Below are 5,207 nucleotides of genomic sequence, written 5' to 3' on the forward strand. Positions count from 1 at the left end.
TTGGTCGGGCAGATCAGCACATCGTAGGTCTCCAGTAGCGGCCCCAGCGTCTGGTACATCCTGGCCGCCACGTCGAGTGTTCCGACAAAGTCCGTCGCCTTCGACTTTTGCCCGTCCTCGGCGAACTGCCTGGCATAGCTCGTCATGTCCTTGCCGTGCTTCTTGAGCAGCTGCGACAGCGATGCGCCGAACAGATGCTCGAGATAAGCCATGCCCGCCCTGAGCACTTCGTCGCCCCAGCCCAGATCGACTTCCTCGACCGTGGCGCCGAGCGAGCGGAACACATCGCAGGCGGCAAGCGTGTTCTTGCGCACGTCCGGGTCGACTTCGAAAGAGCCAAGGTCCATCGAGAAAGCAATCTTCCAGCCCTTGATCGGCTTGTAGTCGCTGGGCAGCCGCAGTTTTGGGCGCAGCGTGGCGATGTCGAGCGGGCTCGGTCCGGACATGACGTTCTGCAGCAGGATCGCATCCCCAACGTTTCGCGCTAGCGGTCCGGTGTGGCAGTAGAAATCGAGATTGAACGGCGGCTCGTCCGGATTGCGCCCGTAAGGCGGCTTGAAGCCGACAAGACCGCAGGCCGACGCGGGAATGCGGATCGATCCGGCAATGTCCGAACCGGTGGCGATCGACGACGTGCCGGACGCCAGCGTCGCCGCGGAACCACCCGACGAACCGCCGGGCGTGAAATCCGGGTTCCACGGATTGCGCGTCACACCCCAGCGTTTCGACCAGGTGTAGCCGGCGCAGCTGAATTCAGGCGTCGCTGTGCGGGCATGGACAATGCCTCCGGCCTTGATGATGCGCTCGTTCATCGTCGAGGTATGGCCACCGATGGCATCCCCGGACAGCAGCGAGCCGTGCGAGGTCGGCTTGCCCTTGATGTAGCTCTCGTCCTTGATGCCGATCGGCAGCCCCTCGAGCGCCCCGGTCTTGGCACCGCTGGCGTATTTCGCCTCGGCTTTCCTGGCCAGGTCCATCGCCTCGTCGAAATGCGTGAAGGTGAGGCAGTTGATCGTCGCCTTGGTTGCCTCGGCGCGGCGGATGGTGGCCTGCATCAGTTCGACGGGCGAAAGCTTCTTCGTCTTGAACAGCCGCAGCGCCTCGCTGGCCGGCATGTAGCAAAGGTCGAGATCGGTCATGGGAAGTCTCCTGCGATCTGCGCATCGCGTTTGGCATGGACGGGAGATGACCGCGCCGCGTGCGGCGGCGCGGAAAGCCGGGTCAGGTCATTTCTGCAGGTCGGTCCAGATCTTCGTGTAGAGCGCCTGCACGTCGGGCGGGCAGGCCAGCATGAACTGGCCCTTGGCGGCGAACTCGGCGGGAATGTTGACTTCCGGTGCGGTCTTCATGTCGTCGGGCATAAAGGCTTCCGAGCCCTTGATGCCGTTCGAATAACGCGCAAAGGCTGAGATCAGCGCCGCATTCTGCGGATCCATGATGAAGTTCTGGAACAGCTTGGCGTTGTCGGCATTCTTGGCGTCCTTGAGGACAGCGACATTGTCCATCCAGATCGGATAGCCTTCCTTGGGATAGCCATAGACGATCTTGTCGTTCTCAAGCCGCTCGCGCAGCGATATGCCGTTCCAGTTGACGCCCGCGGCGATGTCGCCCCTGCCCAGGCCATCGACGGCCGCATAGTCGAGCGAAAGCCATTTCGCCTTCGCCTCCACCAGCTTGTCATGCACCTTCTTCAGCATCTGCATGTCGCTGCTGCAATATTTGCCACCCTCGTAAGCGATGGCGAGGAACATGATGTCACCCATTTCGGGTACGACATTGATCTTGCCGACGAGTTCGGGAGGTGGGTCGAGGAAGATCGCCGATGTGTTCGGATCGCCGGCATAGACCGACTTGTTCACCGAAATGCCGGTCGTGCCCCACTGCCATGGAACGGTGTATTTACGGCCTGGATCGAATGGAACATCGACCCACCTGGGATCGACGTTCTTGAAGTTTTCCATCTTGTTGGGATCGGTCTCCAAGAGCAGACCTTCGCTGATCCAGACCGGCACGACGCTCGCCGAAGGCACGACGATGTCATAGCCGGAAGCGCCCTGCCGGACCTTGGCCAAGGCGGTATCGTTGGAGTCATAGTCGGTGACGGTGACCTTGACCTTGTAGGTCTCCTCGAACTTCTTGATCAGGTCGGGGCTGGTGTAGTTGCCCCAATTGTAGATGTTGAGCTCGCCGTCGGCACGGGCCACGCCCGTGACAGTCAGCAGCGACAGGCCGATGGCCGTCGCGGTCAGTTTCCAGTTCATGCTGCATGCTCCCATTGTTGGGACCGGCGGCGTTACGGCCTCAGGTCCGTTTCCTGCTGACGAAAAGATGACCGCGACAATGCCGATCGACGGCACGAGAGCGGCCGTCGACATCGCACTCGCGGCATGCGGCGCGCCGGCAACGGCAAGCCGCATCGCGGTCGAGATAGTCCCCTCTTCATGGTGGCCATTCACCGGCTGGCGCCGGCTGTCCAACTCAATTCTCGACCTCAGGAGTAACTATGACTAAACATACAGTCAATATCTTTTCGCGGGCACGTCCATTGCTCTGCGATTGACGATGCGCCCGATGAGATGGTGACTGAGTGAGCAGGCAGAAAGACGTTTAGCCGCGATACCGGACGCGTCAGGCCGTTGAGGCCGAAATGCTCGCGGCCGCAATTCGCTGGCGGAACCAATCGAAGGTGCGTCCGATGCCTTCCTGATAGCTCGTCCTGGCTTCCCAGCCAGGAAGGACATGCCTCGCCAAAGTCAGGTCCGGACACCGATTTGTCGGATCCTGGGGAGCCGGAGGGTGGTGCTCGATGCGGCTGCCGGGGACAAGCGACCTTACGAATTCCGCGATGCGCAGGACCGAAACCTCGTGGTCGTTGCCAATGTTCAGAGGACCGCGATGCGAGACGCCGTCGCGCCAGAAGTAACGTTCCAGCCCCTCGACGGTGTCGTCGACATAACCCCAACTGCGCGATTGGGAGCCGTCGCCATAAACCGTCAGAACTCCGGTTGTCAGAGCCTGGACGGCAAAATTCGAGACAGCGCGTCCATCGTCGATACGGGTTCGCGGCCCATATGTGTTGAAGATCCTGACGACGCGAATGTCGAGCCCGCCGACCCGCTGCTGCTCGAACAGCAATGCCTCTGTGCAGCGCTTGCTTTCATCATAGGAAGCCCTGGGACCGGTGCAGTCCACCGATCCCCTGTAACTCTCGGGTTGCGGTGAAACCAGGGGGTCGCCGTAGACTTCCGAGGTCGAGGCGAAGCAGAAGCGACCGCCGGGCTTTAGCAGCGTCAGGAGATTGAGCGCGCCGCCGATATTGGCCTTGATCGTGCGTACCGGCTCGCGCATGTACCAAAGCGGCGACGCCGGCGACGCGAGATGGATGATCTCATCGAAGCGCTGAAGGGATGAAAAGCTTTCGGCGTCGGCAATCTGCAGATCGAAACGCGGATCGGCGACATGCGCGATGTTGTCTCGCGTCCCGGTCCAAAGATTGTCGACGACGACCAGCTTTTCCAGATCGCTTCGCCGCAACAGACGGTCGACCAGATGCGAGCCCAGGAAACCGCAGCCGCCAGAGATCAACACGCTGCGTGACATGGAAAACCCCGCTCCAGACACCGGCCAGTCAACGAGCCCAGGGCTTGTTTCCCAACAACAGCGGATGCGAGCTACCCAAAAGCCTTTCCGCCAATCGATGCACCCATTTACACCGCCAAGCGCCGCGAGTGCAAACAGCAAGCCTTCACAAGTGGAACGTGCGGCGGCCGACCGGCCTCTGCTTTTAAGGAGAGAAACTGCCGCGCAATGTCGCGCATCGAAGCGACCGCCGATGCTGCCCGTCATCGCGAGGATGATCAGGACATTTCAGGGCTACAGCGCCCTTTGCGGGCATGGCGCCCCGGCTGCATCACCACAGCGCGACGCCGTGGGCTGCGGCCGGAAGCTCGTCTCTTCGGACTGGCGCACCAGTTCGGCAAAGAGCAGCGCGAAGCTTCCCAGCATCAGGAAGACGATGATCAGGCGTGTTACCGGCAATATGTCGGCCTCGACTGGCTAGCCCCCACGCCACCCATCCACTGCCGGCTAACATGACCGATCCGGCTTTACGAGACTTTAAGGCCCGTCTTAACCATCACATTCGCGTAGCCTTTGACATGATACGCGAACGGCATGCCCGCATCCGCCGACCGGCATGGCCGTATCATCCGGGATGGCGTTGCCATCCGGGATGGTACCTCCCTTTGCAGACGTACCCCGCCCATGCTACCCCGGCGCTGGCGCGGCCCAGCAACCGGCCGCTGCCAATCGGTCGTCATCGGGGAGCCATGAGCAAAGCCGCCAGCCGCATCGCCTTCGTCTCGTCCGACACCGCTGACGCCAAGACGGCGCTGGAAAGCCTGTCGGCGCGCTATGGCCAGTCTTCCGTCGAGGAGGCCGGGATCGTCGTTGCGCTTGGGGGTGACGGTTTCCTGCTGCAGACCCTGCGCGACACGATGGGGACCGGCAAGAAGGTCTACGGCATGAACCGTGGCACCATCGGATTCCTAATGAACGAATATCGTTCCGGCGGCCTCACCGAGCGTCTCGAGGCCGCCGTCGCCGAAACGATCCGCCCGCTGGAGATGCTGGCCGTGACCTCGGAAGGCGAAACGATTTCAGCACTGGCGATCAACGAGGTGGCGCTGTGGCGCCAGTCGTACCAGACGGCCAAGATCCGCATCACCGTCGACGAACAGGTCCGGCTTGAGGAACTGAACTGCGACGGCGTCATGATCGCAACCCCGGCCGGGTCCACCGCCTACAATCTTTCGGCGCATGGACCGATCCTGCCGCTCGACGCGCCGCTGCTGGCGCTGACCCCGGTCAGCCCGTTTCGCCCGCGCCGCTGGCGCGGCGCGCTGCTCTCCAACAAGGCGACCGTCCGCTTCGACATCCGCGAGCCGGAAAAGCGGCCGGTAAACGCCGCCGCCGACCATACCGAGGTCAAGGCCGTGACCTCGGTGACGGTGCGAGAATCACCAACGGCGACAGCAACGTTGCTGTTCGATCCCAATCATTCCTGGAACGAGCGTATTCTCGCCGAACAGTTCCGCTATTGAGCCGGCGCTGCGACCGACAGCTCGATTAAGCATCCCGATTAAGGTTACAACTTCACAATCGTGCCATTGCTGCCCGTTTCTGTTGACAAATCGAGGGCTTGCTCC

6 protein-coding genes are annotated in these 5,207 nt (G+C 61.8%); 2 read left to right on the plus strand and 4 right to left on the minus strand.

Annotation, left to right across the window (positions count from 1 at the left end):
• Both EOC06_RS32185 and EOC06_RS32190 read right to left on the minus strand, forming a co-directional pair.
• On the minus strand, positions 1-1,139 hold a 1,139-nt coding region (locus tag EOC06_RS32185; RefSeq protein WP_164898852.1), incomplete at its 3' end, for an amidase.
• Positions 1,140-1,226: 87 nt separating this feature from the next.
• Positions 1,227-2,261 (minus strand): extracellular solute-binding protein, encoded by a 1,035-nt coding sequence (locus tag EOC06_RS32190; RefSeq protein WP_128309687.1) that lies wholly within the window; start codon positions 2,259-2,261, stop codon positions 1,227-1,229.
• A gap of 67 nt (positions 2,262-2,328) precedes the next feature.
• Between EOC06_RS32190 and EOC06_RS32195 the strand changes: the two genes are divergently transcribed.
• Entirely contained in the window at positions 2,329-2,511 is a 183-nt protein-coding gene (locus EOC06_RS32195; protein WP_128309688.1) for a hypothetical protein, read from the plus strand.
• Positions 2,512-2,628: 117 nt separating this feature from the next.
• Here the strand turns inward: EOC06_RS32195 and EOC06_RS32200 are convergent, their stop codons facing one another.
• On the minus strand, positions 2,629-3,600 hold the full coding sequence (locus tag EOC06_RS32200; RefSeq protein ID WP_128309689.1) for an NAD-dependent epimerase/dehydratase family protein: 972 nt from the start codon (positions 3,598-3,600) through the stop codon (positions 2,629-2,631).
• Positions 3,601-3,873: 273 nt separating this feature from the next.
• Complete coding sequence (locus tag EOC06_RS40395) at positions 3,874-4,038, minus strand: hypothetical protein (RefSeq protein ID WP_164748845.1); 165 nt, start codon at positions 4,036-4,038, stop codon at positions 3,874-3,876.
• A gap of 290 nt (positions 4,039-4,328) precedes the next feature.
• Here EOC06_RS40395 and EOC06_RS32205 point away from each other — a divergent pair, with 290 nt between their 5' ends.
• On the plus strand, positions 4,329-5,102 hold the full coding sequence (locus tag EOC06_RS32205; protein WP_023812117.1) for an NAD kinase: 774 nt from the start codon (positions 4,329-4,331) through the stop codon (positions 5,100-5,102).
• Positions 5,103-5,207 lie beyond the last annotated feature (105 nt).

The organism is Mesorhizobium sp. M7A.F.Ca.MR.362.00.0.0 (assembly GCF_004023175.1).
Lineage (GTDB): Bacteria > Pseudomonadota > Alphaproteobacteria > Rhizobiales > Rhizobiaceae > Mesorhizobium.